Annotated in this window: 20 protein-coding genes; 8 read left to right on the forward strand and 12 right to left on the reverse strand. The window is 43.9% G+C overall.

The genetic code is table 11. From position 1 onward, the window contains the following. Positions 1 to 165: 165 nt before the first annotated feature. From FRZ06_16375 to trpS, 8 genes are all read left to right on the forward strand, one after another. Positions 166 to 1,278 carry a DNA polymerase III subunit beta gene (locus FRZ06_16375; GenBank protein ID QOX64809.1) on the forward strand — a complete coding sequence of 371 codons (1,113 nt, stop codon included), beginning with the start codon at positions 166 to 168 and terminating at the stop codon, positions 1,276 to 1,278. Between the two features lie 9 nt (positions 1,279 to 1,287). Further along, positions 1,288 to 2,388 carry a DNA replication/repair protein RecF gene (recF, locus tag FRZ06_16380; GenBank protein ID QOX64810.1) on the forward strand — a complete coding sequence of 367 codons (1,101 nt, stop codon included), beginning with the start codon at positions 1,288 to 1,290 and terminating at the stop codon, positions 2,386 to 2,388. Positions 2,389 to 2,750: 362 nt separating this feature from the next. Next, positions 2,751 to 4,673 (forward strand): DNA topoisomerase (ATP-hydrolyzing) subunit B, encoded by a 1,923-nt coding sequence (gene gyrB, locus FRZ06_16385; protein QOX64811.1) that lies wholly within the window; start codon positions 2,751 to 2,753, stop codon positions 4,671 to 4,673. Positions 4,674 to 4,686: 13 nt separating this feature from the next. Next, on the forward strand, positions 4,687 to 7,203 hold the full coding sequence (gyrA, locus tag FRZ06_16390) for a DNA gyrase subunit A (protein ID QOX64812.1): 2,517 nt from the start codon (positions 4,687 to 4,689) through the stop codon (positions 7,201 to 7,203). Positions 7,204 to 7,250: 47 nt separating this feature from the next. Continuing rightward, positions 7,251 to 7,568: an STAS domain-containing protein gene (locus FRZ06_16395; protein QOX64813.1), complete on the forward strand. Its 318-nt coding sequence runs from the start codon at positions 7,251 to 7,253 to the stop codon at positions 7,566 to 7,568. Positions 7,569 to 7,655: 87 nt separating this feature from the next. Continuing rightward, positions 7,656 to 8,066 carry a histidine kinase gene (locus tag FRZ06_16400; GenBank protein ID QOX64814.1) on the forward strand — a complete coding sequence of 137 codons (411 nt, stop codon included), beginning with the start codon at positions 7,656 to 7,658 and terminating at the stop codon, positions 8,064 to 8,066. Between the two features lie 27 nt (positions 8,067 to 8,093). Continuing rightward, a complete protein-coding gene (locus FRZ06_16405; GenBank protein QOX65979.1) occupies positions 8,094 to 8,828 on the forward strand; it encodes a SigB/SigF/SigG family RNA polymerase sigma factor in 735 nt (244 codons plus the stop codon). A gap of 84 nt (positions 8,829 to 8,912) precedes the next feature. Next, entirely contained in the window at positions 8,913 to 9,893 is a 981-nt protein-coding gene (gene trpS, locus FRZ06_16410; protein QOX64815.1) for a tryptophan--tRNA ligase, read from the forward strand. Positions 9,894 to 10,147: 254 nt separating this feature from the next. Here trpS and FRZ06_16415 read toward each other — a convergent pair whose 3' ends face one another. From FRZ06_16415 to FRZ06_16470, 12 genes are all read right to left on the reverse strand, one after another. Next, positions 10,148 to 10,945: a homocitrate synthase gene (locus FRZ06_16415; protein QOX64816.1), complete on the reverse strand. Its 798-nt coding sequence runs from the start codon at positions 10,943 to 10,945 to the stop codon at positions 10,148 to 10,150. Continuing rightward, a complete protein-coding gene (locus tag FRZ06_16420) occupies positions 10,942 to 11,850 on the reverse strand; it encodes a hypothetical protein (protein ID QOX64817.1) in 909 nt (302 codons plus the stop codon). The genes FRZ06_16415 and FRZ06_16420 overlap by 4 nt, the downstream gene beginning before the upstream one ends. A 30-nt stretch (positions 11,851 to 11,880) precedes the next feature. Next, a complete protein-coding gene (locus FRZ06_16425; GenBank protein ID QOX64818.1) occupies positions 11,881 to 12,189 on the reverse strand; it encodes a (2Fe-2S) ferredoxin domain-containing protein in 309 nt (102 codons plus the stop codon). After that, positions 12,186 to 14,936, reverse strand: a complete 2,751-nt coding sequence (gene nifB, locus FRZ06_16430) for a nitrogenase cofactor biosynthesis protein NifB (protein ID QOX64819.1) — start codon at positions 14,934 to 14,936, stop codon at positions 12,186 to 12,188. Before nifB ends, FRZ06_16425 begins: the two co-directional genes overlap by 4 nt. Then, positions 14,933 to 16,303 (reverse strand): nitrogenase iron-molybdenum cofactor biosynthesis protein NifE, encoded by a 1,371-nt coding sequence (nifE, locus tag FRZ06_16435; protein ID QOX64820.1) that lies wholly within the window; start codon positions 16,301 to 16,303, stop codon positions 14,933 to 14,935. The genes nifB and nifE overlap by 4 nt, the downstream gene beginning before the upstream one ends. A gap of 13 nt (positions 16,304 to 16,316) precedes the next feature. Further along, positions 16,317 to 17,681, reverse strand: coding sequence for a nitrogenase molybdenum-iron protein subunit beta (locus tag FRZ06_16440; GenBank protein QOX64821.1), 1,365 nt, complete (start codon positions 17,679 to 17,681; stop codon positions 16,317 to 16,319). Beyond that, complete coding sequence (nifD, locus tag FRZ06_16445) at positions 17,675 to 19,285, reverse strand: nitrogenase molybdenum-iron protein alpha chain (GenBank protein ID QOX64822.1); 1,611 nt, start codon at positions 19,283 to 19,285, stop codon at positions 17,675 to 17,677. Before nifD ends, FRZ06_16440 begins: the two co-directional genes overlap by 7 nt. Before the next feature lie 17 nt (positions 19,286 to 19,302). Next, positions 19,303 to 19,677 carry a P-II family nitrogen regulator gene (locus tag FRZ06_16450; protein QOX64823.1) on the reverse strand — a complete coding sequence of 125 codons (375 nt, stop codon included), beginning with the start codon at positions 19,675 to 19,677 and terminating at the stop codon, positions 19,303 to 19,305. Between the two features lie 14 nt (positions 19,678 to 19,691). Then, a complete protein-coding gene (locus tag FRZ06_16455) occupies positions 19,692 to 20,018 on the reverse strand; it encodes a P-II family nitrogen regulator (protein ID QOX64824.1) in 327 nt (108 codons plus the stop codon). 26 nt (positions 20,019 to 20,044) lie between these two features. Further along, entirely contained in the window at positions 20,045 to 20,866 is an 822-nt protein-coding gene (nifH, locus tag FRZ06_16460) for a nitrogenase iron protein (protein QOX64825.1), read from the reverse strand. A gap of 308 nt (positions 20,867 to 21,174) precedes the next feature. Next, positions 21,175 to 22,086 carry a hypothetical protein gene (locus FRZ06_16465; protein ID QOX64826.1) on the reverse strand — a complete coding sequence of 304 codons (912 nt, stop codon included), beginning with the start codon at positions 22,084 to 22,086 and terminating at the stop codon, positions 21,175 to 21,177. Then, a complete protein-coding gene (locus FRZ06_16470) occupies positions 22,083 to 22,727 on the reverse strand; it encodes a hypothetical protein (protein ID QOX64827.1) in 645 nt (214 codons plus the stop codon). Before FRZ06_16470 ends, FRZ06_16465 begins: the two co-directional genes overlap by 4 nt. Between the last annotated feature and the right edge of the window lie 274 nt (positions 22,728 to 23,001).

A 23,001-nucleotide genomic window follows, 5' to 3' on the forward strand; every position in this document is an offset into this window, starting at 1 on the left:
TCTTCAAAAAAGCACACAATGCTTCCCGAAACTTTTCCGACTTATCAACAGGCAAATTTTTTTCACGGATATTGAAATTTACTTATCCACAGAAGTTATCCACAAATCCACAGGCCCTACGGCTATTATTACTAAAAAAAGATATAAGAAAAAGGAGGAATCCCCATGAAGTTTTCCTGTAGTCAACAATCCTTATCAAAGGCTTTAAATACTGTTTCAAAAGCAGTCACCTCTAGAACCACCATTCCGATCTTAAAAGGGATCCTTTTGGAAGTGAATGAAAGCAATACATTGACCCTATCCGCATCCGACCTTGATCTTAGCATAGAGAAAAAAATCGAAGTTACTGCGGATGAACCCGGCTCAGTCGTTGTCTCCGCAAGGCTTTTCAGCGATATTATCAGAAAACTTCCAAATGCTGAGATACAGATTGAGGAGCAAGAAAATAACACCATCGCAATCCGTTGTCTTTCTTCCGAATTCACCATCGTCGGTCAGCCATCCGACGAATTTCCTAATATAGGAGAAATTAATACAGAAAACCAACTCTCTTTGGATAAAGAAATCCTTAAGGAAATGATTAAAAAAACTTCCTTCGCTGCCAGCATCGACGAATCAAAAGGAATTATCGTAGGTGTTCTCATCGAAATGGAGCACGAATCTCTGAATATGGTAGCTCTTGACGGTTTCCGTATGGCCATTACCAGAGAAATTATGAAAAACGAAGAACAGAAAAAGATTATTATTACAGCCAGGATTTTGAACGAAATCAATAAAATCATTTCAGAAAACGAAGATGGCAAAGAAATCATTTTTATTCTGGATGATAAAAAAGCTGTCTTTTTACTGGATGAAACAAAGATTATGCTTCGCCTTCTAGAAGGTGACTTTATTAAATACAACGATATTCTGCCAAAAGAACATAAATCCAGAATCATCGTTAGCAGATCAGAACTCTTAAACAGCATTGAAAGAGCTTCCCTCCTGGCAAAGGAAGGCAAGAATAATCTGATCAAGCTTTCTATTTTCAGAGATAAGATCATCATTACCTCCCGTTCCGAAGAAGGGAACGTAAAGGAAGAGGTCTTTGTGGAAAAAGAAGGTGCAGATCTTGATATCGGTTTTAATTCTAAGTATTTGCTTGATGTACTGAAAGCTGTTTCTGATGAAAGTATTGCAATGGAATTCAATACTAGTGTCAGCCCTTGCCTCATCAAGCCTGTAGAAGGAAATGCTTACGAATATTTGGTTCTTCCTGTAAGAATTTCCTCCAATTAGGAATCATTCATGTATTTAAAACGTATTGAACTAAAAAACTTCAGAAATTACGAAGAGGCAGTCGTTGACTTTCACAAAAGAGTCAATATCATTACCGGTAAAAATGCACAGGGTAAGACAAATCTTTTGGAAAGCCTGTATATTATGTCGCTGGGAAAGTCCTTTCGGACCAGCCGCGATCATGATATGATGGGTTTCCAGAAGGATTTCTGCAAAGCAAAAAGTATTTCAGTAAAAGATGACAGAGAACTCGAAATAGAAATCATCATTAGTGGTGATGGAAAAGTGACAAAAATCAATGGTGTAAAGACTGCGAAAAATATCGAGCTATTAGAAAATGTCTACATGGTGGTATTTTCACCTGAGGATTTGAAGATTGTTAAAGATGAGCCGGAAAAAAGAAGAAAATTTATCGATAGAGAACTTTGTCAGCTGAAGCCAGTATATTACCGGAACTTGGGGAGATATAAGAAAATTCTGCAGCAGAGAAACAGTTTACTAAAACAGCAGGATTTAAGAGAAGATATCATTGCAGTATGGGATGAAAGTCTTGCCGAATATGGTGCCAAGGTCATTCAGGAGCGAAAGAAATTCATCGAAAAACTGAATCGTATCAGCAAAGAAATCAGCTTGGGGATAACCGGAGGCAAGGAAGCACTCGAAATATCGTATGAAGGAAACGTTGAAATTCTGGGAAACTATGATGATCAAAGAGAACTGTTTAGAAAAGTTCTTCATAAAAATGTGAAACAGGATTTTGCAAGAAGAACAACGCTGTCAGGTCCCCATAAAGATGACTTAAAGCTATGCGTTGAAGGTGTAGATATTAGGCATTTTGGTTCTCAGGGACAGCAGCGTACCGCGGCCCTCTCTTTAAAGCTTGCAGAAATTCGTTTGATCGAGGAAGAAACAGGGGTCTCCCCCATTCTTCTTCTGGACGATGTTCTTTCGGAACTGGATGGAGATCGGCAAAATTATTTAATTAATTCTCTTAGCGATGTTCAGCTTTTTATCACAACAGCAGAATTAAATGAGGATGTAAAAAGGCGCTTACCTGAGGGAGACACCTTCCTTGTGGAGAGCGGAAGAGTAGAAAAATTAAAACAGTGAAATAATATAGTGTTGGATATATATTGATAATTCTATGGCTGTTTATTACTCCGAAACATCGTTTTACGTCCTTTAAAACGATGTTTTTTATACAAAAAGTCCGTTCGACATAAAAAACTTGTAAAATCGAATTTTTTGTTATACAATATATTGTGGTTTGCTATGAGGTTTAAAAGGCGAAAAGTCTGTTGAACAACGTAAAAAAGAGTCAGTTTTGAACTTTTTTATATTGTTCGATAGATTTCCTATGTAAGGGAAGCACTGATTAATCAAGGGCGCACAGAGGTTGATTAACCTTCTGCGTACCTTTCATTGATCATTCCCTTTGAAAATTAACAAGAAGCATGAGGTGATGAAAAAGAATGAGTGCGGATGTGAAACAGCAGCAGTATAATGCGGAACAAATTCAGGTCTTGGAAGGGCTGGAGGCTGTAAGAAAAAGACCGGGTATGTATATCGGCAGCACTGGACCCAGAGGGCTACACCATTTAGTATACGAAGTAGTTGATAATAGTATCGACGAAGCGCTGGCCGGCTATTGTAAAAATATCAACATTACCATACAGAATGATAATTCCATCGTAGTAGAGGATGATGGCCGAGGAATGCCCGTTGACCTTCATCCAAAGCTGAATATTCCAGCGGTTGAAGTAATTCATACAGTACTTCATGCCGGCGGAAAGTTTGGCGGCGGCGGATATAAGGTCTCCGGAGGACTTCACGGTGTAGGTGCATCGGTTGTAAATGCCCTCTCTGAAATCATGGAAGTGGAAATAAAGAGAAACGGTAAAATTTATAAACAAACGTATTCCAGAGGAAAAACTCAAACCCCTCTCATCGAAATCGGAGAATCCAGAAAAAATGGCTCAAAGACCATGTTTAAACCCGACGGTGAAATTTTTGAGGAACTGGAATTCAGTTATAGTACTCTGGAGCATCGTCTCAGAGAAATGGCTTTTCTGAATAAAGGGATCAAAATCACTTTAAAGGATGACCGTGAAGGCCAGAAAAAAACAGAAGTATTCCACTATGAAGGCGGCATCAAGGAATTTGTCAAGTATCAGAACAAGAACAAAGAGGTCATTCATCCTGATGTCATCTATTTTGAGCTAAAAAAGGGCGAGGAATATGAAGTAGAGGTCGCGATGCAGTATACGGACCGTTACAATGAACTCATACTTTCCTATGCCAACAATATCAATACCAGTGAAGGCGGTACCCATATGATCGGGTTCAAGTCCGCCTTGACCAGAGTATTCAACGATTACGCAAGAAAAAATAAATTCATTAAAGAAAATGAAGACGCCCTCTCCGGTGAAGACATTAGAGAAGGTCTCACTGCTGTAGTTTCCGTTAAGCTGACATCGCCTCAGTTTGAAGGTCAGACAAAGGCAAAGCTGGGAAATAGTGAAATCAGAGGGTTTGTTGAAACCAGTACAAATGAAAATCTCACTGCTTTCTTGGAAGAAAATCCAAATCAGGCCAGAATTATCCTGGATAAATGCCTGAGAGCTGCAAGAGCAAGAGAAGCTGCAAGAAAAGCGAGAGAAATGACGAGAAGAAAGGGTGTTCTGGATGGCCTCACCCTGCCAGGTAAGCTGGCAGACTGTTCAGAGAAAGATCCTGCCCTCTCCGAAATCTTCCTGGTAGAGGGAGATTCCGCCGGCGGTTCCGCAAAATCAGGACGTGACAGAAAAAGACAAGCCATTCTTCCGTTGCGAGGCAAGATTCTCAACGTAGAAAAGGCAAGACTTGATAAAATATTGAATTCTGAAGAAATCAAAAACATGATCACAGCCTTTGGCTGCAATATCGGTTCTGATTTCAACGAAGAAAAGCTGAGATACCACAAAATTATCATTATGACAGATGCTGATGTAGACGGAGCGCATATTCGTACCCTTCTGCTCACGTTCTTCTATCGGTATATGACTCCCCTTATTGAGGGAGGCTATGTCTATATTGCTCAGCCGCCTCTCTTCCAGACAAAAAAGGGCAAAGAGGTTTATTACACCTACTCAGAAAAAGAACAGGAAAAATTGATGGCAGAGCTTGCTGATAAACCTGGAAAAGCAGGAATTCAGCGATATAAGGGTCTTGGAGAAATGGACTTTCATCAACTATGGGAAACAACCATGGATTATAATAGCAGAACGCTGATCCAGGTCACCATCGATGATATGACTGCTGCCGATGAGATCTTTACCACGCTCATGGGTGACAAGGTTCCGCCGAGAAAGAAATTTATTGAAGACAACGCTAAATATGCGACGATAGATATATAGGAGGTGGATGAGAATGACAAGCTTTTTGGATGATGTAAAACTAATACAGCATGAGATCCACGATGAGATGAAGAACTCCTATATCGATTATGCCATGAGCGTAATCGTAGGAAGAGCCCTTCCCGATGTAAGAGATGGGCTGAAACCAGTACACAGAAGAATTCTATACGGAATGAGCGAGCTGGGGGTTACCCCGGACAAGCCGCATAAAAAATCTGCCCGTATCGTCGGTGAAGTAATGGGTAAATACCATCCTCACGGCGACGCGTCCATCTATGATGCCATGGTTCGAATGGCTCAGGATTTTTCCATTCGCTATCCTCTGGTGGACGGCCATGGAAATTTCGGATCGGTAGATGGAGACGGTGCTGCGGCAATGCGTTATACGGAAGCCAGAATGACGCCCTTCGCGCTTCAAATGCTCCGTGATATCGAAAAAGAAACCGTTGATTTCATGCCGAACTTCGATGAGGAGGAAAAGGAACCTGTGGTTCTTCCCTCTCGTTTCCCAAATCTTCTGGTGAATGGATCAAACGGTATTGCCGTAGGTATGGCAACCTCCATACCACCCCATAATTTAAGTGATGTCATCGACGCCACTGTAAAACTCATCGATGATCCCGAGGTGGATATTGAGGACCTGATTAAAATCGTCAAGGCCCCCGATTTTCCTACAGGCGCGATTATTATGGGAAGAAATGCCTCGAAAGAAGCGTATCGGACTGGTCAGGGAAAAGTAACCGTAAGGTCTAAGGCAGAAATTGAAGAGACCAGCAAGGGAAAACAGCAGATTATTTTTACTGAAATCCCCTATCAGGTCAACAAAGCGAGAGTCATTGAGAAGATCGCAGAGCTTGTCAGAGAAAAGCGTCTGGACAACATTTCCGATATTAGAGACGAATCCGATCGAAACGGGATGCGTATTGTCATCGAGCTCAAGAGAGATGCCAACCCCCAGATTACAATGAATCGTCTTTATAAGCATACCCAGCTTCAGGACACTTACAGCATGATCATGATCGCACTGGTTGACGGAAAGCCTCAAACGCTGAATCTTAGGCAGATACTGGAAGAATATTTAAAGCATCAGAAGGATGTTGTTACGAGAAGAACCATCTACGACCTCCGAAAAGCAGAAGAGAGAGCGCACATTTTAGAAGGATTGCGGATTGCGCTTGACCATATTGACGAGGTAATCAAAACCATTAGAGAAAGCTACAATGATGCAAAGCCGCGTTTGATGGAACGGTTCGGACTCAGCGAAATTCAGGCTCAGGCAATTTTGGATATGAGACTTGCCAGACTGCAGGGCTTGGAGCGCGAAAAAATCGAAAATGAATATAATGAATTGATGGAGCAGATCGCCTGGTTTAAAAGAGTTCTGGCAGATGAATCGCTGCTCATGTCTATTATCAAAGACGAACTTCTTGAAATTAAGAAGAAGTTCGGAGATAAGAGAAGAACCGATATTCAGTCCGATGCGGAAGATATCGATGAAGAAGATATGATCCAGGAAGGAAAGGTAGCAGTTACCCTCACCCACCTCGGATACATCAAGAGAATTCCTGCCGATACCTATAAGACACAAAAACGAGGCGGAAAAGGCGTAACGGGTCTGACAACCCGTGAAAATGATTTTGTAAAGAATCTGATTATGACTTCAACTCATGACTACTTAATGTTCTTTACAAATACAGGAAAAGCGCATAAAATAAAGGCATATGAAATCCCGGAAGCCCAAAGAACAGCAAAGGGAACGCCTGCGGTCAACTTCTTGAACCTGATGCAGCGTGAAAGAATCACTGCAGTGATTCCAATTCAGGATTTTGGCGAAGACAAATACCTTATTGCGGTGACCAAGGAAGGTACCATCAAGAAGACAGCTCTGTCCCAGTTTGATACCAACAGAAAGACTGGCCTTATCGCCATCAATCTTAAGGATCATGATGAACTCATCGGGATCAAGCAGACAACTGGTACCAGCAATGTAATTATTGTCACAAAGTTCGGTAAGTGCATCTGCTTCTCAGAAGAAGATGTTAGAACCATGGGAAGAATCGCCGGAGGCGTCAGAGCGATTAAGCTGGAAAAAGGCGATGAAGTAGTTGCAATGGAGCTGGCAGAAGAAAACGAAGAGCTGCTGGTTGTTACTAAGAACGGCTACGGTAAGAGAACATCTGTGGGAGAATATAAAGTTCAGACCCGTGGGGGTAAGGGGCTCCTTACCTATGACAAGGGTAAATTTAAAAAGACCGGAGAGTTGATTGGCGCCATGGTGGTCAATGACAATGATGAGATTCTTCTCATTAACTCAGACGGTATCATCATCAGAATTAAGGCCGGAGCGGTTTCAAGACTCGGAAGAGCAACCCAGGGCGTAAAGATTATGAGGGTGGAAGAAGCGGCCAATATTATTTCCATGGCCAAGGTCATCAGGGAAGAGGATGACGAGGAAATCAATGAGGACGAAGTGGAATCAACAGAGGAAAAAAAGGAAGAGCCTACGCAGATAACACTTGATACGGAATAAAAGTTTAAAGCCTCTTGCTTAGGGTATACATTGAGGAGGAAGTAGTAATGTCATTACAGTTGCAGAGTAGTTATAATAAGGATTTGGAACACTGGGAATTAACAGCGAAGGGAGAGGTAGATATTTCTACCGCCCCACAGCTGCGGGAAGTACTGGACGGTGCTTATCAGGAAGTCAAGGCAGATATTCTTCTTCGCCTTGACGAGCTGACTTACATAGACAGCACCGGTCTTGGCGTGATCATTGGCGCCTTTGGCAGAATGCAGGAAAGCAAAAACCGAATTACCTTGATTAATCCAAAGGATAATATTAAAAAACTGCTCAGTATTACAAATCTTGACAGGATACTTTGTTCGGAGATTTGATACTAGTTTAATAGTATCGTATTGTTTCCAAATAAATCTATGTTTTCATTTGGAAACCATAACAACCACTAGAAAGAGGAGAGGAAAATGACGGATATATTGAAATTTTCAGTCCCTGGAAAGCCCGAATATGTCGGTACGGTAAGATTGGCGGTATCTTCCCTCGCCAATTGTGCTGGGTTTGATATTGAGGCTGTAGAGGATATTAAGGTAGCAGTATCCGAGGCATGTACCAATGTGGTATGCCATTGCAAACCGGAATGTGAACGTATTTACGAGGTGGCCTGCGAGCTTGGAGATGGTAGAATTATTATCTCTGTAATGGATCGTGCAGGTGGATATGATCTGGCTAAATATCAGATTCCCGCAATAGAGCAACCCAAAGAGGGCGGTCTTGGCATCTTCATTATCAAAGCACTCATGGATGAAGTGGATATATTTTCCGAATTAGGTTTAGGTACCAGTATCAAAATGGTAAAGTATTTAAACCGAATATAGTGGGGAGAGGACATGACCTCAGAAGAAATCAGCAACAAGGAGCTTTTCGAGAGGTATCGTGAAACTGGAAGCAAGGAACTTCGCAACGAGATCGTCGAAAGGTACCTTTATATCGTTGATATATTAATAAAAAAATATTTAAACAAGGGCGTGGAATATGAAGATTTGTATCAAGTAGGCTCCATGGCCCTAGTTTTTGCTGTAGAAAGATATGATGCCTCCAAGGGGTTTGAATTTACGAGCTTTGCCACCCCTACCATCATCGGAGAAATCAAACGATATTTTAGAGATAAAGGTTGGGCTGTTAAAGTACCAAGAAGACTAAAGGAGATATCTGCACAGATCTCCCCTGCCAAGGAATTTTTATATGGAAAGCTGAATCGTGTACCCACTGTTTCTGAACTTGCCCAGCATCTCGGATATTCCGAAGAAGATATATTGGAAGCCATGGAAGGCGGACAAGCTTACAGTACATACTCTTTGAACCAGACCTTTGATGAAGGCGGTGAAGAAGGGGAAGGGGCTGTTCTTGAAAAATACACGGGCAGAGAAGAGCATGGTTATAAAAGTTTTGAAAATGCCGAGTTAATCAAGAGTGTATTAATGGAGCTGTCTGATAAGGAACAGGATATCTTTAAGCGAAGATTTTTTAAAAACGAAACACAGCAGGATATCGCCCAGGAAATGGGAGTATCGCAGATGACCATATCCAGGCTCGAGAAAAAGATCAGAGAAAAATTCAAGACTGCCGTAAGAGCTTGAGAAGAAATAGCAAATGCATAAACAAGTAAAAAAAGAGCATAAAAGAAAAGCAAAATAAACCGGCATCGGTAAAGGAGATCAGCTATGAAACGTGTTTTTTCAGGAGTACAGCCTACGGGCAACATTCATATTGGAAATTATCTGGGGGCACTAAAGCAGTTTGTTGAGCTGCAAGATGAAAACAACTGCATTTACTGTATTGTAGACCTTCATTCCATTACCCTGCCCCAGGATCCAAAGGTACTCAGAAAAAATATTCTGGATGTGGCTGCACTCTATCTTGCGGTTGGGCTAGATCCGAAGAAATCCATCATCTTTGTACAATCCATGGTGCCAGGACATACTGAACTTTCTTGGATCTTGACATGCAACTCCTATACAGGGGAGCTGTCCAGAATGACCCAGTTTAAGCAAAAAAGCAGAGACAGCGAATCAGCTCCAACGGGTCTGTTCACCTACCCGATTCTCATGGCAGCAGACATTCTTCTTTACGATACCGACGTGGTTCCAGTCGGAAACGATCAGAAGCAGCATATTGAGATTACAAGAGATTTGGCTGAACGGATCAACAACAAGTATGGCAAAACTTTTGTAGTACCAGACGGAAGGTTTTTAAAGGAAGGTGCCAGGATTATGTCACTGGATGATCCTACCTCTAAAATGAGCAAAAGTGCGGAGAACATCCACAGCAGAATCTCACTTCTGGATGATGCAAATAAGATAAAAAAGTCTATTATGAGGGCAACAACAGATTCTGAGGGAACCATTCGCTTTGATATGGAAAACAAACCCGGCATCAGCAACCTATTAAATATTTACAGTGCATTTTCCGGAATGAAGGTTCCTGATATTGAGAAAAAATATGAAGGACTCGGTTACGGGGATTTTAAAAAGGATTTGGTGGAGGTTACAGTTGATGCAATTCTGCCGATCCAGCAAAGATATAACGAAATACGTGAATCGGAAGAGCTTATAACGATTTTAAAGGATGGCGCAGAAAAAGCAAACGCCATATCTGAAAAAACCATCAGCCGAGTAAAACATAAATTCGGACTGGGGCTCTAGCCGACATGGCATCTGCTCTTGTAAAAAATAAAAATAAGAGTAGGAGTATGCAAATTGGGTAGTACAGAGGGGCGTCAGCCCCTTTTTTATTTGATAGGAATGAATCGCTGAGCGACAATTCCCCAATTACACATTTTTTAATTTCTTTCGGACGCATCTTTTCAAAAATAAAAAAGAAGAAATCTTACCAAGTAAGACTTCTTCGTCTATTGAAACTTAGTATACTTCATAGGATTAAAAAAAGCAATAGTTTTTTAGAAAATCAATCTTCGCATTTTTGCTTCACTTTCCATCAGCGGCTGATATGCAGGGAAAAAATCAAATAACGGCTCCGCTGCTTTGGTAAAAACAAAGGAATCGCAGTTTCCGGCTCTCTCCCCTACTCCAAAAAGCGTAACATCCACCAGCTCTGCTCCAGATTTTGCAGCTTCCAGCGCAACAGCCTCCGCCATACCCAGATCATTATGGGTATGAATACCAAGAAGAATGTCTGTATGCTCTTTCAGACTGCACACCAGTTTGCGGGCTGTTGTGGGTGTGAGAATTCCAACGGTATCAGCGATTCTTACGGAAGAAACCTGCATACGCTGAAGCGATTCTGTTAGGGAGGCCAGGAATGATATGTCTGCTCTTGAAGCATCCTGAAAGCCAACAGACACTTCATACCCCTGCTCCCTTGCGAAAGAAACGCAGGAATTCATCGTTTTGGAGACCCATGATCTGCTTTGACGGAGCATGGTATAGATCATGCCATCAGAGACAGGTATACTGATATGAATTACATCGGGATTACAGTCAAAGGAATGGCGGATATCGTTTTTGTCCATTCGGTTCCATACAGAAATTTTTGACTGCTTTCGAACATCCATAATTTCTGCAATCATATCTTTTTCAAAAGTTCCCATAGCCGGGATACCAGCCTCTATCTGGTAAAATCCCAGTTGATCCAGCATCACTGCCAAGCCCTTTTTTTGACCTGGATTGAGACAAAGTCTGGGACTCTGTTCCCCATCCCTGAGCGTTGTGTCTGTAAGAAAACACTTCTTTTTCATCCCGTTACCTCCAATATATCAACCTTAGATTCTTTTAATAAATGACAAAGGTCAACGTCGCTGACATTTCTTTGATCTCGCATTGCCTTTTCTCTGATAAGAGAAAGCAAAGCTTCAGTTTCTTGATCCGAGTATGCAAGTTTTAATTCACGAAGTTTATGAAGCAACGCATTCTTTCCTGAGAATTTTCCAAGAGAAAAAAGCCGTTTTGCGCCTACGAGCTCTGGTGAGAACGGCTCATAATTTCGGTTATTTTTTAGAATACCGTCTACATGGATTCCTGATTCCACTTCAAAAATTTTCTCTCCCAAAATAGGCTTATTAGGAGGAATTTTATCATTTGTTAACTTCTCAAATAAAATACCCAGTGCTTTGAAACGCGTAAAATCCATAGGTTTAAGGGAATAACCGCACCCATGCAACGCGAGAACAACCTCTTCCAATGGAGCATAACCTCCCTCTCCCATTACACTGCATACGATACTGCTTCCCCCTGCCGCAACCCATTCAACCGTCAAGGCTGTCCCGGCAAAACCAGAATTTCTTGCACAAAAACTCAGTTTGCAAGGCAATGACACAAGTGATTTATATACTGATACATAATCCTTTAGAAACAACTTGCCGGACGCACTGATTAAAATTTCCTCATTAGAGCAGCCGGGCTCAACCATTAGGACAGATTTTAATAAATCACGAGTTTCAAAGATTAACTCTCGCTCTTGATATTGATTTATTACAGTATTGGATAACGCAAAGTTTCCCCTGAGAAGAGCATAAATTTCAGGCGTTAGTATGATTCGATCCACACCAAGGGCGAGCAGTTCTTGATAAAATGCGGCGATCAGGGTAGGCTCTGCGCGATTGATACGGTTGCTGCCAAGGGTCGCATCGGTTATGGTAATCAATTTAGATCCTCCCTATCGCAAGGCATCCTGTCAGATCATGAGATCAGCGACAGGGATGCCCTTTTCAAAATGCTCCTCGACAATTCTAGGAACATCCTCTTCGGTGAGATTTCCATACCAGACTCCTTCGGGATAGACCACTACAACGGGACCTTTGGCACAGATCCCGAAGCACCCGCTGTTTGTGATCATCACGTCATCGGACAAATCACGGTCTTCGACTTCCTCAGAAAAATATCCGACTAAATCAACACTTCCCTTCGAGTGACAAAAACCCTTCTGAATGCCGTTGGGTCTGCCGCTGGTACAAATAAAAACATGATATTTGGGTGCGATCATGAAATGGCCTCCTTTCGGTATCCGTTCAATACAGATCCTTTTTTAATCAATTCAGTTTTTTCGTTTTCATCTATGAGGATTGATGCGGCTTTTGCTACTGCATCCTCAATCTTTCCATAATACATCATTGATACGATGCCCTTTTCTGCCAGCTTTTGTTTTGGACTTTCCCCAATTCTCATAGCAATGATGCAGCTGCAGTCGCTGATCGTATCAAAAATTTTCTCAAGCTTGCCTGCTTTTATCTCATCCTCCTGCATCGATTTATCCCTAACTGCGGCGCTGCAGTTTTCAGAGCCAGAGCAGTATTTTGCCACTCCTCGCCGCTCCACAAACCGAAATTCACCAAGGTGATACTCATAGACATAGAAATCGGAAACATGGCCAAAGTGCTGATCGACCAGAACGCCTCCCTTAGAAGCCACTGCAAAACGGATCGGGATAGCTGGCTGATCTGCTGCGGCGACTAATGACTGTTGCTGCTGGTGGCTTTCAAGCTGCATAATCTGGTTGGTTTCAAGCCGGGGTGTAGCCAATTTTTCAAATTCCAGTGATAAATCGTGCTCTAAGGTACCGACCGCATCTGCCCGGCATTGCTTACAATGATACATCTGATTTAAAATCTGCCCGCACTTCTTTCTCATTGCCATAATTTCTTTATTGCTGGTCAGCGGCATATGTTCAAATGCGCTGCCTGTTACGGGAATCATCTGCATGATGTTGGTAATAAAACAGCCAAGCTCTTTCACCTTATTTACGACTTCCGGTATATGCTCATCGTTGATGCCTTTGAGCATGACAATGTTTACCTTACAGACAATTCCCAGCTCCTGCAGCATCCTCAGCCCGCTGAGCTGATTGGCAAGGAGGATTGCAGCTGCAGCTTCTCCGCGGTAAGTTGTGCCCATATAGGTTACTGTCTTATAGATCAGGCTTCCAATGGCAGGGTCAAGGGCATTGATGGTAACCGTGACGTGGGTGATTCCAAGCCTGGAAAACTCCTTGGCATAGAGGGGGAGCATAAGGCCGTTGGTTGAGATGCAGAATGTTACATCAGGGTCCTGCGCTCTAATCAGGCGCAGCGTTTTCTCTGTAAATTCAAAGTCTGCCAATGCATCTCCCGGTCCGGCAATTCCCACAACCTTAAGGTTTGGGACGGACTTCTTGGCAACCAAATATTTTTCCAGTGCCTCCTCAGGAGAAAGGACCCTGGTGGTGACTCCTGGGCGGCTTTCATTGGGGCAGTCGAATTTTCTAAGACAGTAATTGCATTGAATATTACACTTTTTTGCTACCGGTAAATGAATTCTGGCAGAGCCGGATGCGCACCCGCTGAAGCATGGATGGGTCTTTGTTTTTTCCTTGTCAGGAGCAAAATCAGCCTGATAATACTTTTCATAAAGCTCGCTTCTGAAGCTTTGTTCTTTTCTGCTGAGAATGGTATTTGTAATTTTGTCCAAAAGCATCATAGAGCCTTCGTATCCAAGGGTTCTGGTTCTTTGACCACCTACGTGATCGTGGATGGGGAATGCGCATCGAATCAAAGGAATTTCCATTTTTTCTTCTATTCTTCTGCCGTCAGAGCTGCCGATCATTAGGTTTGCATCATATTTCGAGGCATACGCTTCAATATGGTCAAAATCGCAAGTATCAGCAATGACGAAATCATCAATAAAAAAAGCATCGGCAACCTGGTGGATCTGATCTCGCAGTGTGGATTCAAGAGCGTCACATTTTGCCCCCGTTGCCGTGACTACGGGAGTGATACCGTTTTCAAGGCAGAGTCTCACCATGCTGTATACAAAATCCGGCTCTCCAAAGACTACTGCTTTGCCCTCGCCATTATATTTGTGAGAATCTACCATGGCATCGAGGTATCTTCCTCTTTCCTTGAGTACTTCAGCAGGAATGGTACTGTCTTTTTCCAGCAGATGCCCGATAAAGGCATCTGTATCTCTTAGGCCCACCGGCATGCTGCAGCGAACCAAGGGTACACCATATGTTTCGTTGAGGTATTTTCCCGGGGAATAGGCTTCACTGTTTAAGGTTGAAAGCTCAATCGTCAGGCGGGAACCTGCCATTTTAGAGATATCGCTAAGAGAAGTTCCGCCTTGGGGTAGTCTATCATAGACAGCTTGGTAAGAACCGTCAAGATTTTCAGATAAATCGGGAAGGAGAATGTAGTCCGTCCCTAGTTGGTTTAAGAGATCTTTGAGATATCTTGTGTCGGCGGGGCTGATCATCCCCGTAATAATATTAACCTTCTTGTGCTTTGCCGTCTCCATTTCTGTATACTGGAGAATCGCCCGCAAAGCAGCAAAGAATCCCTCGTACTGTGTTCCTGAATACCCACAGGAGGATACCGGAATAATTTTTACGTTGTGCTCCGGGTGCGTGATATAAAAATCTTGAATCATTCGAGGCAGATCTTCCCCTATGGTCTCCGCAAGGCACGTGGTAGCCACACCGATGACCTGGGGATGGTAAAGAGAGATCAGGTTTTCCAGTCCCTTTACGAGATTTTTTTCGCCGCCGAATACGGTTCCCTGCTCCGTAAGAGAGCTGGATGCAATATCCACCGGCTCGTTATAATGGGTTGCCATATGTCTTCTTATGTAAGTACTGCAGCCTTGAGAACCGTGGAGCAGAGTCATGCAGCCCTTGATTCCATAAAACGCACTGACGCTTCCCATAGGCATACACATCTTACATTGATTCACATTTAGATTGACCAAATTCATGCTCATAACGCAAGCCCCCCTCCTTTCGGTGTCGGAATGTTAAGATACTGCCAGACCGGACTGTTGATCGACCGGTTCACTTCTTCTGTAAAATTGATGACGCCATCGTATCCAGCCAGTGCATGTTTTCTTTCGTGGTTGTGATCGCAGAATGCGATTCCAAGCTTGTATGCCAAAGGTCGTTCCTTTACCCCGCCCACCAAAATATCCGCGCCCATCTGCTTCATGAACTGCTCCAGCTCCGCAGGATTTGCATCGTCCAAAATAACAGTATCCTTGTCGACTAACTGGTTGATTACCTCATAATCCTCGGGTTTTCCAGTCTGAGTACCCACCACAACGGTCTTCATTCCCATGGCAGCAAACTGCCGGATCAGGGAGATGGCCTTAAATCCACCGCCCACATAAATTGCAGCTTTTTTCCCTTTCAGGCAGGAATCATATTTTGACAAGGCCGCTTTCAACCGAGAAGATTCTTTTTGAGTAAACTCTTTGGCGCGTGCAATGTTATCCGAAGTCCCGACAGCTTCCGCAATGCGGACAAGGGCCGATCCTGTATCTTCAATACCGAAAAAACTCACCTTGATATAAGGAATTCCCATCTCTTCTTCCATACGGTTTGCCAGATAGGTCATGGAGCCCGCACACTGAACGATGTTCAGTTCCGCTGATGGCGCCTTTGTGATGCTGTCATAGGAAGCATCACCGGTAATGGTGGAAACCACATCAATCCCGATTTCCTTTAAATAATTTTTGATGATCCACATCTCTCCTGCCAAGTTAAAATCTCCAAGAATGTTGACACCGTGCTTTTCTCCTTCTTTCGCGCAGGGAGAAATCAGGCTCATAATCGCATCGCAGGCCATCTTATAGCCATAGGATTTATTTCCGGAAAATCCGGGTGATTTTACAGGAATCACCCGAATGCCATACTTTTGCTCGGCTGCCTTGCATACCGCATCCACATCATCACCGATGACGCCGACGATACAGGTTGCATAAACGAAGATCACCTTCGGGTTGTGAAGTGTTGCAAGCTCATCAATGGCGGCGGCAAGCTTTTTCTCGCCGCCGAAAACAACATCCTTTTCACACAAATCCGTTGAAAAGCTGTTGCGGTACAGCTCACTTCCGCTGGAAAGACTGCCGCGAATATCCCAGGTGTAGCTTGCACAGCCGATTGGGCCGTGAACGATATGAAAGGCATCGGTGATTGGATTCAATACGACTCGTGCTCCGCAGTAGACACAGGCTCTCTGACTTACCGCACCGGAAAGGCTGTCGCTGTCACACTTGATTCCAGAACAGCCGTCAGAAGAATTTCCAATCTGAATGAATTGCTTTCTCTCATCCAATATGTTCATTTCACCCATAATACTGCCTCCTTTACATTACGACATCCATATCCTCATCTTCGCATTCCCTGTCAAACTGGTCCATCAGGGCGCAAGTGATCAGTTCTGTAAGGCGGAGCCCTCCCAAATATCCAACAATCGGGAAATAGGAGTGGGCATATCGATCCAGTACGGGAAAGCCAGCCCTGACAAAGGGAATATTTTCTGCCTTTGCAATCTGTTTTCCGTAGCTTGTTCCAAGGAGCAGGTCCACAGGCTCATTTTTGATCAGCTGGTGGAGCTCGAACAGATCCGCAGAAGCTTTGGCCATACACCCTTCAACTTGGAAAAGATCAAAAAGTTCAGCAGCTTTCTTCTCAAAGCCATCGCTGGGGGTTCCGGTGATTACATATTTGGGAATCATGCCCAGTTCCAGAACAAAGCTGGTGAGACCCAAAGCAGTATCCGGATCACCAAATACTGCTACTTCTTTCCCGTAGCAGTAAAAGTGAGCATCCAGCATCACGTCTACAAGACGTCCCCGCTCTTCTTCAAGCGCTGGGGGAACCTCTTCCTGCGTAATTTTTTTCAGTTCCATGATAAATTGATCCGTATTAGCAATTCCGATGGGAAGAGGAAGTGCTTCATAGGGCACCTTACATTTTCGCTTCAGTACATTAGCTGGCTCCAAAGATGTGAAAATACCTAAGGCCAATACCTTTGCACAGTCTCCGAGACTGATAATTTCTTCCTTCGTGGTGCCTCCTTTCGGGTACATTTCGTAATTTCCTGTCATGGGAGCATCCATAACCCCGCTTTGATCAGGAAACATGATAAAGGATGCCTTCATCATCGACGCCAGTTTTTTCATTTCCCTGATGTCTGCCGGGTTTACAAATCCCGGGAAGATACCGATTTTGCCGTTTGGGCTCTTTGTGTTCAGGGATAAATAATTAATAAATCCACACATCATATTGTAAAATCCCGTAACATGAGAGCCCACATAGCTTGGTGTATTTGCATGAACGACCAGCTTGTTGTCAGGAAGATCGATATCCATAATATAGCTGCCCACATCGTCGCCGATGGTTTCGCTGAGACAGGTTGTGTGAACCGCAATCATGTCGGGATCATAGATGTCAAATACGTTTTTGACACCGGTTTTCAAATTGCTGCCGCCTCCGAATACGGAAGCTCCCTCTGTGAACGAGCTGGTGGAGGCAATGGCCGGTTCTTTAAAGTGCCTGGTAAGAAACGTTCTGTGATAAGAGACGCAGCCCTGTGATCCATGACTGTGGGGCATGCATCTGTGAACGCCAAGTGCACAGTAGATCGCCCCCACGGGCTGACAGGTTTTACATGGATTGACTCGCAGCGCGGTGCGCGGAGTGATTTTTTTGGGTGTTAAATTTAACATGTTGCTTCTTCACCTCCTGTAATTTCTGCCAGCGAGGCTTGCAGGGTTGAATGATTTTTCCAGGGCGGAATTACAAACTTCCAGACCGGTGTATAAAGTCCCATGGTCAGATCCCTGGCAAAATTGATGGCTCCGTTAAAACCGGAGTACGGTCCGCTGTAATCGTAAGAGTGCAGCTGGCGGGAGAGGACGTTGGCCTTTTGCAGTACGTACTTATCCTTGATTCCAGAGAGGAAGATATCTGGTTTTAAAAGGCGGAGAAATTCCTCAGTTTCAAAATGGTTCAGATCGTCTACAACAATGCTCCCGGTTTTCATATCGTGAATCAGTCCCTTATAAGAATCCAGAGGGATTCGGGCTCTCAGTTCTTCATATTTTTCTTTGGTGAGAAAGGCTTTGAATTTCTCCGGATCGGGCTCAACTGTTATACTTTCGATGTTCTTGCTGTCTGCGTCCTCTTTAATAAAGGGGAGCATGTCGCGGCCTTCGTAGTCATCTCGGTGGGCAAACTCATAGCCTGCCAGCACTGTGGAGATTCCGAAATCCGCCAGAAGCGCCTGATAGTGGTGGGATCTTGATCCGCCGACATAAAGCGCTGCTGTTTTCCCCTGAAGTTTACTGTGATAGTATGCTCTTGCTTCTGCAATGACCGAAAGCTCATCTGCAATAATCTCCTCTGTTCTCGCTGTAAGTTCAGGTTCATCAAAGTATGCGGCCATATCCCTTAATGTTTGAATGGTTGCGTCGATACCGATAAAATTTACCTTGAGCCAGTGAATTCCATATTTCGTATGCATCATTTCAGCGATATAATTGATGGATCTGTGGCACATCACAAGGTTCAAGTCAGCCTGATGTGAATTTCTCAGACTTTCCACGCTTCCATCCCCTGTCAGCACCGCGATTACTTCATAACCGATTCGTTTCAGAATCCGTTCCGTTTCCCAGCCGTCACCGCCAATATTGTATTCTCCGAGAAGATTGACCTTATATTTCTTTTCGATGGGCGTATCTCCTGTCCCGATGATGTGACGCATGACTCCGTTGTTTGCAATATGGTGCCCGCCGCTCTGGCTGACGCCCTTATAGCCTTCACAGCTGAAGGCAACGCAGGTAATTCCGTATTTCTTTTCCGTCTCTGAGGCAATGGCGTGAATATCGTCACCAATAAGTCCCACAGGACATGTGGAACAGATCAGAATGGTTTCAGGGTGAAAGATTTCCATCGCCTCCTCAATTGCCTTTCGGAGTTTCGTCTCTCCGCCGAATACGATATCAGGCTCCTGCATATCTGTGGAAAAGCAGTATTGAATATAGTTTTCTCCGCTTTCGGTTTTTGCCTTGTTTCGTCTTGTTCCCCATGAATAAAAGCCGCAGCCAATGGGGCCGTGGGTCAGTACCAGCGCATCCTTAAGAGGACCAAGTACAACGCCCTTACATCCAGCGTAACAGCAGCCTCGGTTTGTCATAATCCCCGGAATACTTCTGGAGTTTGCCGCAATGGCTTGATCTTCTGCACTTTCATCGATTTGAAGAATGTGCTCCTTTCTATTTTTGTAGACCTTGGCATTATATTGATCCAGTACCAGCTCTTTTTCTCGCATGATTGTCACCTCCTGTTCTACAAAACCGTCTCGCCGGTTCTGACTTTATAGGTTTCCAAAACGGGAAGAATGAAGATTTTACCGTCTCCGGGATTTCCCGTCTGGTTGATTTTTATCAGTGTCTTTACAACAGCCTCCACTTCATGATCTTCTACGATCATGGTAAAAAACCGCTTGGAGATCAGCCTTGCGCCTTCAGTGATGGATTCACCCACATTGGAAACCGGGAGTTCTTCCGTATCCAAAACGTATTTCAGCAGTTCTGGGTTCAGCGCCTTTTTTCCTCTGCCAAGACAGGCACGGCACACGAAGGCCGGAAAACCGGCATTGATCAGCGCGTCTTTTGTTGGGTTGACTTTACCGACCCTGATAATGGCCATAACTTCCTTCATATCGGTACCCCCTTTCAGAGTCCGTGCTTGCCGGTGCTGATGGTATAAGCTTCAAGAACCGGTGAGATAAAGATCCTGCCGTCTCCGTAATTTCCCTTTTCACCGGTACGGGCAACCCGCATAATAATTTTTGCTACGTCATCCTTATCCTCATCGTTAACAACCACGAGCAGCATTTCTTTTGGAATCTCGTCGTACTCTACATCGCCTATGACGATCCCCTTTTGTTTTCCTCTTCCGAAAACATCGGTTTTTGTTACGGCAGGAAAGCCCGCCGCCATTAATTCAGACAATACCTCGCCTGTTTTCTGAGGTCTGATGATGGCTCTGACTAAAAGCATGGTTCTTCTCCTTTCCATGAACGGTATTAAAGATCTAAAATACCGTGCTCCATTAACAGTGCCTCTAGTCTTTCCTGGGAAAGAGGCGTAGGGATAACGAAGAGCTTGTTTTCATTAATCTTTTTTGCCAGGGTTCTGTATTCATCCGCCTGGTCGCATTCCGGTTCAAAATCAATAACTGTTTTCTTATGTATTTCAGCCCGCTGAACCATATTGTCCCTCGGTACGAAGTGAATCATCTGACTGCCAAGTTCCTTTGCAAATGCTTCCACTAGGGCGGCTTCTCCATCAACCTTACGGCTGTTGCAGATAATACCTCCCAATCGTACTCCGCCGGTTCTGGCGTACTTTTGAATGCCTTTGGAAATGTTGTTTGCGGCGTAAAGTGCCATCATCTCTCCGCTGGCAACGATATAAATTTCCTGTGCTTTCCCTTCCCTGATGGGCATTGCAAACCCTCCGCATACGACGTCTCCCAGAACATCGTAGAACACGTAATCAAGATCCGCTTCATAAGCGCCAAGCCGCTCTAAAAGTGTGATGGACGTAATGATGCCGCGGCCAGCACAGCCAACACCTGGCTCAGGACCTCCGGACTCCACACATTTGATGCCTGCGAAACCATCCTTTAAGACCAGATCAAGATCCACGTCTTCTCCTTCTTCTCTGAGGGTGTCCAGAACAGTCTGCTGTGCAAGACCTCCCAGAATCAAGCGGGTAGAATCTGCTTTTGGGTCACAGCCTACGATCATGATCTTGTTGCCCATCTCGCCCAGGCCTGCGGTTAAGTTTTGGGTGGTTGTAGATTTGCCGATGCCACCCTTTCCGTAAATTGCTACTTGCCTCATAGTAATTACCTCCTGAAAAAAATAACCAGTGGGACAAAGTCCCCTAATAATAACAAGGCACCAACCGATATGCGTGAAAATCCTCCTTGATTCAGGCATAGGGCTGGTGCTGCAGATTTTCGGCAGTATTGTTTGCTGCTGAAAAAAAAGAGGTCATTCCAAAATGGAAAGACCTCGCTGTCTTTGCAGACATTCAATTTTCTGTTGTTGCGCTAATTATAGCACAGTATTTGTTTTTGTCAAATTAATTTTCAATATTTAGAATATTCCAAATGTTATCAGCCGGAATTCAGAGAGACGTTAAATTCTTAGAGTTTTTCATTCTCAATGGAATGAGGGAGAAGCTCGAACCTTGATTCGGATAGGGAAAATTGTTGCTCACAAGTGCCTGAAAAAAGGGAAACAAGATCTTTCGTAAAGATTACTTTAACGGGAAGTGTTATAAACTGATCGTCCGTTAGAGGATGCGGCATCTTAAGAGGAGCAATCAGTAAGGACTCTCCCTCCAGATTAGTGATTCTGACTTGGTGGGAAGAAGTGGTCAGCGCGATAATATCTCCCTGATCATCAAAACAAAGGGAGTTGGTGTCTGCGTGGATTCCCAGTGCGGAATCATCATAAGCAATCATTTCACCAATGGGTGTCTTCACTAAGACTGGCTTACCGGGCTCCAAAGATTTTACCTGTCCGTTTTCATAAAGTGAGAAACCGATCCTCACAGAATATTCAATATTCCAGGCCTTGAGGGTGATCTGCTGACCAGGCCATAGGGTGACGGACCTGAGAGACCCGTTTTCATAAAAGCTGCAGCCAATGATTTTTGCTGTGAAAGATCCAGAAGATAATTTTATTTCCAATGGAACCAGAAGAGCGCTTTCGTCCTGTTCTGTCCAATATCCGCTAAGCTTTCCGTTTAGGGGAAAGAATCGATAGAGCGCGCCGCTTTTATAAAAAGTCAGTAATTCAGCAGGGTAAAGCCCCAAAGGTGTTGCAATTATAGTCTGGTTTTCCAGGGAAATCCGTTTGATCTCTCCGCTTTCATAAAAAGTTAGAGCACCTGTAAACTTCTGCCGTGCTTCACCGCCTGTAAATCTTGGCACCAAGTCACCGCAGCAGGTGGATATCTTATTTTCTTCGGAGAGCATGCAGGATTTTACAGTACCAGATTGATAGCGCTGTATGCTGTGAACCCCAGACAGGGTGCTGACGAATTGATTCATAATTTTTTGATTCCTTTCTTTATCGTCACCTTGCAGGTACCATCCTCCTGATCGGAAAGCCAGATGTGCATACCGCTTGCCTTAACTGAATGCGCGAGCCAGGGGGGCATATGGACGCAAGTCAGATGAAGCTCTTGAAACTGCGCTTCCTCCATAAATTGTCGCAGCGCTTTCTTTGAAGAAACTTCAGGAAATGCCTGCTGAAGTGCAGCCAGATCTAAATAATAGATACCGTCATTATGGGGGGAATAGGGAGTTTTACGTATTTTTTGTGAAGCTGATGTATGGAATTCTCTCTCTATGTCAGCGTGAACTAGCTCCCGTCGGACAGAACTTAAAAGCTCTGCAGATATCGGTTTGTCTGTCTCAAAGATATGGAAGCCTTCTTTATCAAAAATATGATAAGGCAAACCGGTAATTTTGCGTCCAATGATGACACGGCTGTCTCCCAGCTGCTCTATCAAACCCTGAACTCCCTTTCGAATATGACTCATGCCGGAAAGTTCTCCAAGCTGCCACTGAATACAATGAACTGTTTTCCAATCACCACCTTCAAATTGATAGGTATTAACCTGACAGCAATCATCGATTCCTGCAACGGATTGATCATCACGAACCAGCACTGATAGTTTAAGGAACATGCCTTACACCTCCTCTGCAATCCTTTGGACCGCGCTGCTTGCTTGGTCTATACTCATACGGACTCCTGCTATGGAATCTTTCAATAGACTCCGCACATTATTTAACAGGAAGTGTACCATATCGCAGGAAAAGAAGTCTATCAGAATTTTATGCCACCACTAGAAGATGCTGAGAAAATTCTAAATATTCTAAAATTTACTTGACAGATTCCTTGCAGAGGTTTATAATTCTGAACAATAGCAAAGGTGCTGTGGCGAAATGCCATCAGTGCCC

This window comes from Clostridiales bacterium (assembly GCA_015243575.1).
Taxonomy (GTDB): Bacteria; Bacillota; Clostridia; order Peptostreptococcales; family Anaerovoracaceae; genus Anoxybacterium; species Anoxybacterium hadale.

What these genes read in the sequence shown, in the direction of transcription:
- FRZ06_16470 (QOX64827.1), bottom strand. Translation starts at nt 22,727, where the DNA reads ATGTTCCTTAAACTATCAGTGCTGGTTCGTGATGATCAATCCGTTGCA.
- FRZ06_16395 (QOX64813.1), top strand. Translation starts at nt 7,251, where the DNA reads ATGTCATTACAGTTGCAGAGTAGTTATAATAAGGATTTGGAACACTGG.
- FRZ06_16375 (QOX64809.1), top strand. Translation starts at nt 166, where the DNA reads ATGAAGTTTTCCTGTAGTCAACAATCCTTATCAAAGGCTTTAAATACT.
- nifE (QOX64820.1), bottom strand. Translation starts at nt 16,303, where the DNA reads ATGGGTGAAATGAACATATTGGATGAGAGAAAGCAATTCATTCAGATT.
- FRZ06_16400 (QOX64814.1), top strand. Translation starts at nt 7,656, where the DNA reads ATGACGGATATATTGAAATTTTCAGTCCCTGGAAAGCCCGAATATGTC.
- gyrB (QOX64811.1), top strand. Translation starts at nt 2,751, where the DNA reads ATGAGTGCGGATGTGAAACAGCAGCAGTATAATGCGGAACAAATTCAG.
- FRZ06_16465 (QOX64826.1), bottom strand. Translation starts at nt 22,086, where the DNA reads ATGAATCAATTCGTCAGCACCCTGTCTGGGGTTCACAGCATACAGCGC.
- trpS (QOX64815.1), top strand. Translation starts at nt 8,913, where the DNA reads ATGAAACGTGTTTTTTCAGGAGTACAGCCTACGGGCAACATTCATATT.
- nifB (QOX64819.1), bottom strand. Translation starts at nt 14,936, where the DNA reads ATGAGCATGAATTTGGTCAATCTAAATGTGAATCAATGTAAGATGTGT.
- nifD (QOX64822.1), bottom strand. Translation starts at nt 19,285, where the DNA reads ATGCGAGAAAAAGAGCTGGTACTGGATCAATATAATGCCAAGGTCTAC.
- FRZ06_16415 (QOX64816.1), bottom strand. Translation starts at nt 10,945, where the DNA reads ATGAAAAAGAAGTGTTTTCTTACAGACACAACGCTCAGGGATGGGGAA.
- FRZ06_16455 (QOX64824.1), bottom strand. Translation starts at nt 20,018, where the DNA reads ATGCTTTTAGTCAGAGCCATCATCAGACCTCAGAAAACAGGCGAGGTA.
- nifH (QOX64825.1), bottom strand. Translation starts at nt 20,866, where the DNA reads ATGAGGCAAGTAGCAATTTACGGAAAGGGTGGCATCGGCAAATCTACA.
- FRZ06_16450 (QOX64823.1), bottom strand. Translation starts at nt 19,677, where the DNA reads ATGAAGGAAGTTATGGCCATTATCAGGGTCGGTAAAGTCAACCCAACA.
- FRZ06_16425 (QOX64818.1), bottom strand. Translation starts at nt 12,189, where the DNA reads ATGATCGCACCCAAATATCATGTTTTTATTTGTACCAGCGGCAGACCC.
- gyrA (QOX64812.1), top strand. Translation starts at nt 4,687, where the DNA reads ATGACAAGCTTTTTGGATGATGTAAAACTAATACAGCATGAGATCCAC.
- FRZ06_16440 (QOX64821.1), bottom strand. Translation starts at nt 17,681, where the DNA reads ATGTTAAATTTAACACCCAAAAAAATCACTCCGCGCACCGCGCTGCGA.
- recF (QOX64810.1), top strand. Translation starts at nt 1,288, where the DNA reads ATGTATTTAAAACGTATTGAACTAAAAAACTTCAGAAATTACGAAGAG.